The sequence below is a fragment of the Dyella sp. 01N36 genome, from assembly GCF_056399745.1.
Window position 1 is genome coordinate 1 of sequence record NZ_JBFTRY010000250.1, and the last position, 4366, is coordinate 4366.

Consider the following 4366-nt stretch of genomic DNA (forward strand, 5'->3'; position numbering starts at 1 on the left):
TGGCTGCTCTGATCCAGGTCAGGGGGCCAGGGGAATGATCGGTTTAGCTTAACGCGCAGATCTGGGAAGTAACGTCCAGCCTGTGGGAGGTGCGCGTGGAACCATCGGCCAACCCAAGCACCCGCAAGCAGGAGCGCACCACGTTCCTGTTGCTGCTTTTGCTCTTCCCCGTGCTGTCGGTGATGTTTATCGCCGCCTTTGGCTTCGCCGTGTGGTTCTGGCAGATGTTTGTCAGCGGCCCGCCGCATGTCTGACCTTGGCCAAGCACAGGGGACTGCCATGAGGGATGAGCATCACATCTCCAGCCTGGTCGTGCTGCATCGCCCGGATGCCGCACCAACGCTTAGCGCCTTCGTCAACGATCACGACGCACTGGACATCGCCATACAAGGCGAATGCCGCTGCGTGATGGTGTGCGAAACCGACAACCAGCGCGCCGTGATGGATCACATCGACGCACTGCAGATGCTGCCCGGGGTCATCAACGTATCGCTGATCTACCACCACGTGGAGCCCGCCGCCGTCATGGACGAACTGGTGTCCACGGGCGCAATACATCAAGGAGCCGAGCCATGACCCTGTCCATGACGCGCCGCGAATTCATTCGCAACACGGCCGTTGCGGTTGCCGCCAACGTGGCTGGCCTGGCCGTGCCCGCCGCCGCCACCAATGTGCTGCTCGAAGGCGACATGGTCCAGCTCAAGTGGAGCAAGGCGCCCTGCCGCTTCTGCGGCACCGGTTGCGGCGTCAACGTGGCGGTGAAGGATGGCCGCGTGGTGGCCACGCATGGCGATCAGCTCGCCGAAGTGAACCGCGGCATCAACTGCGTGAAGGGCTATTTCCTCTCAAAGATCATGTACGGCGCGGATCGCCTGACTGCGCCGATGCTGCGCAAGAAGAACGGCGTCTACGCCAAGGACGGTGCCTTCACCGAAGTCTCGTGGGACGAGGCGTTCGACGTGATGGCCGAGCAGTTCAAGCGCGTGCTCAAGGAGAAAGGCCCCGAAGCCGTCGGCATGTTCGGCTCCGGCCAATGGACCGTGTGGGAAGGCTACGCAGCCAACAAGCTGCTCAAGGGTGGTTTCCGCAGCAATACACTCGACCCCAATGCACGCCACTGCATGGCTTCGGCTGTGATGGGTTTCATGCGCACGTTCGGCATGGACGAGCCCATGGGTTGCTACGACGATATCGAAGCGGCCGATGCGTTTGTGCTGTGGGGTTCGAACATGGCGGAGATGCATCCGATCCTGTGGACGCGCGTCACCGACCGGCGCCTGTCCAATCCCAATGTCAAAGTCGCCGTGCTGTCCACCTTCGAGCATCGCAGTTTCGAACTGGCCGATATCCCGATCGTGTTCACGCCGCAGACCGATCTGGTGATCCTCAACTACATCGCCAACCACATCATCAAGACGAATCGCGTCAACAAGGATTTCGTCGCCAAGCACACCAGTTTCAAACGCGGCGTCACCGACATCGGCTACGGCTTGCGCCCCGACGATCCGCTGGAAGAAAAAGCCAAGAACGCGAAGGACCCGACTGCCAGCGAGCCGATCGACTTCGACCAGTTCGCCGCCTTTGTGGCGCCGTACACACTGGAAAAAACCGTCGAGATGACCGGCGTGGACAAAGGCTGGCTGCAGCAGCTGGCCGAGCTCTACGCCAATCCGGACATCAAGGTGGTGTCGTTCTGGACCATGGGTTTCAACCAGCACACGCGCGGTGTGTGGGCCAACAACATGGTCTACAACATCCACCTGCTCACCGGAAAAATCGCCACGCCCGGCAACAGCCCGTTCTCGCTGACCGGCCAACCGTCCGCCTGTGGCACCGCGCGCGAAGTGGGCGTGTTCAGCCATCGCCTGCCCGCCGACATGGTGGTCACCAATCCGGAGCATCGCAAACACGCCGAGGAGATCTGGAAGATCCCGCACGGCATCATCCAGCCCAAGCCCGGCTACCACGCGGTACAGCAGAACCGCATGCTGCGCGACGGCAAGCTCAATGCCTACTGGGTGATGTGCAACAACAACGTGCAGGCCGGCGCGAACCTGATGCAGGAGACGTATCTGGGTTACCGCGATCCACGCAATTTCATCGTGGTGTCAGACGCCTATCCCACCGTCACTGCGCAATCAGCCGACCTCATCCTCCCCGCCGCCATGTGGGTGGAGAAAGAAGGCGCCTACGGCAACGCCGAGCGGCGCACACAGTTCTGGCACCAACTGGTGAAGGCGCCGGGACAAGCCCGCTCGGATCTGTGGCAACTGATGGAATTTTCCAAGCGCTTCACCACCGACGAATGCTGGCCGGCGGAGATACTCGCCGCCAATCCGCAGTTCAAGGGCAAGACTCTGTTCGACGTGCTCTATCGCAACGGCAACGTAGACAAGTTCCCCACCACCGAGATGGAAGCGGGCTACGACAACGACGAAGCAGCCGCCTTCGGCTTCTACGTGCAGAAGGGTTTGTTCGAGGAATACGCCGCGTTTGGACGCGGCCATGGACACGACCTCGCCCCGTTCGACGATTACCACAAGGCGCGCGGCCTGCGCTGGCCCGTGGTCGACGGCAAGGAGACGCGCTGGCGTTATCGCGAAGGTGCAGATCCTTATGTGAAAGCAGGCACAGGCTTCCAGTTCTATGGCAATCCCGACGGGCGCGCGGTGATCTGGGCCCTGCCCTACGAGGCACCGCCCGAGATACCCGACAAGGAATACGACCTCTGGTTGTCCACCGGCCGCGTACTCGAGCACTGGCATTCCGGCTCGATGACCATGCGCGTGCCGGAGTTGTATCGCGCCTTCCCCGAAGCCGTTGTATTCATGAATCCGGACGATGCGCGATCGCGCGGACTCAAGCGCGGCGACGAGGTAAAAGTCATTTCCCGTCGCGGCGAAATGCGTTCGCGGGTGGAGACGCGTGGCCGCAACAAGCCGCCGCAAGGCCTGGTGTTCGTGCCGTGGTTCGACGCCGGCCAGCTGATCAACAAGGTGACGCTTGACGCGACCGATCCGATCTCCAAACAGACCGACTACAAGAAGTGTGCGGTCAAGGTCATAGCGGTTTAGGAGAGACATGATGCGCGACAAAGCCCTCATCGTCCTCGCCGTCATCGTGGTGCTGGTGGCCGCCGCGGTTGGATTCGCGGTGGGCAAGAAATCCTCGCCCGAGCCGCATGTGGCCGCCGTACCGGCCACGGCGCCACCGGCGATCGCAAGCACCGCCGAACCCGTGGCCGCAGGCGACCAGATCGACGCCATCCGTCGCGGCGCCCCGGTGAACCAGGAAATCGCCGCCCCGCTGATGGCCCGCGTGGAGAACGCAGACATCAAGCGCGTGCGCGCCTATCCGATGCAGCCACCGACGATCCCGCACTCCATCGACAACTACCAGATCGACAAGAATTCCAATCGTTGCCKGTTGTGCCACGCGCGCGCCAACGCCGACAAATTCCAGGCGCCGCCGGTCAGCGTCACCCACTACATGGATCGCAACGACCAGTTCCTCGCCACCATTTCCCCGCGCCGCTATTTCTGCAACCAGTGCCATGTGGTGCAGACCGACGCCAAGCCGCTGGTCGCGAACAACTTCAAGGACATCGACACCGTGCTCTCCGAGCAGCCCGAGCAGAAGGCGAACTGATATGTGGCCGCGGCTCAAGGAATGGCTCGTTGCCTTATGGCGGACGATCCGCCGCCCCAGCGTCCACTACAGCCTCGGCTTTCTCACCCTGGGCGGCTTTATCGCGGGCGTGATGTTCTGGGGTGCGTTCAACACGGGACTTGAGTTGACCAATACCGAGGCGTTCTGCACCGGTTGCCACGAGATGCACGACAACGTCTTCCAGGAACTGAAGTCGACCATCCACTACACCAACCGCTCCGGCGTACGCGCCACCTGCCCCGACTGCCACGTGCCACATCAGTGGACCGACAAGATCGCGCGCAAGATGCAGGCCTCCAAGGAGGTCTACGGCAAGATCTTCGGCACCGTCAACACGCGCGAGAAGTTTCTCGACCACCGCCTGGAACTGGCCGAACACGAATGGGCGCGATTGAAAGCCAACGATTCGCTGGAATGCCGCAACTGCCATAACTACACATCGATGGACCTCACGCGCCAGTCGACGCGCGCGGCGGAAATCCACAAGCGCTGGCTGGGCTCGGGCGAGAAGACCTGCATCGATTGCCACAAGGGCATCGCGCATCACTTGCCGGATATGACCGGCGTGCCGCAGGGCTGAGCAGGCCGCCCCCCTGTGGGAGCGCACCCTGTGCGCGATCGTATCGCGCATCACCTGCCAGATATGACCGGCGTGCCGCAGGGCTGAGGAGCCCGCCCTCCCTGTGGGAGCGCACCC

At 62.3% G+C, this 4366-nt stretch carries 5 protein-coding genes; all 5 read left to right on the forward strand.

The features are described 5' to 3' along the window. Nucleotides 1-95: 95 nt before the first annotated feature. Genes AC1DMG_RS20285 through AC1DMG_RS20305 form a run of 5 tightly spaced genes read left to right on the forward strand, consistent with a single transcriptional unit; the run spans nt 96 to nt 4249 of the window. Nucleotides 96-254 (forward strand): periplasmic nitrate reductase, NapE protein, encoded by a 159-nt coding sequence (locus tag AC1DMG_RS20285; RefSeq protein ID WP_441603537.1) that lies wholly within the window; start codon nt 96-98, stop codon nt 252-254. A gap of 25 nt (nt 255-279) precedes the next feature. Further along, entirely contained in the window at nt 280-576 is a 297-nt protein-coding gene (locus tag AC1DMG_RS20290) for a chaperone NapD (RefSeq protein WP_441603538.1), read from the forward strand. Further along, nucleotides 573-3074: a periplasmic nitrate reductase subunit alpha gene (gene napA, locus AC1DMG_RS20295; RefSeq protein ID WP_441603539.1), complete on the forward strand. Its 2502-nt coding sequence runs from the start codon at nt 573-575 to the stop codon at nt 3072-3074. The genes AC1DMG_RS20290 and napA overlap by 4 nt, the downstream gene beginning before the upstream one ends. A gap of 10 nt (nt 3075-3084) precedes the next feature. After that, nucleotides 3085-3648, forward strand: a complete 564-nt coding sequence (locus AC1DMG_RS20300; RefSeq protein WP_477180988.1) for a nitrate reductase cytochrome c-type subunit — start codon at nt 3085-3087, stop codon at nt 3646-3648. Between the two features lies 1 nt (nt 3649). After that, nucleotides 3650-4249, forward strand: coding sequence for a cytochrome c3 family protein (locus AC1DMG_RS20305; RefSeq protein ID WP_441603541.1), 600 nt, complete (start codon nt 3650-3652; stop codon nt 4247-4249). Nucleotides 4250-4366 lie beyond the last annotated feature (117 nt).

Coding starts and splice junctions, on each gene's coding strand:
- AC1DMG_RS20290 (WP_441603538.1), top strand. CDS start 280: ATGAGGGATGAGCATCACATCTCCAGCCTGGTCGTGCTGCATCGCCCG.
- napA (WP_441603539.1), top strand. CDS start 573: ATGACCCTGTCCATGACGCGCCGCGAATTCATTCGCAACACGGCCGTT.
- AC1DMG_RS20305 (WP_441603541.1), top strand. CDS start 3,650: ATGTGGCCGCGGCTCAAGGAATGGCTCGTTGCCTTATGGCGGACGATC.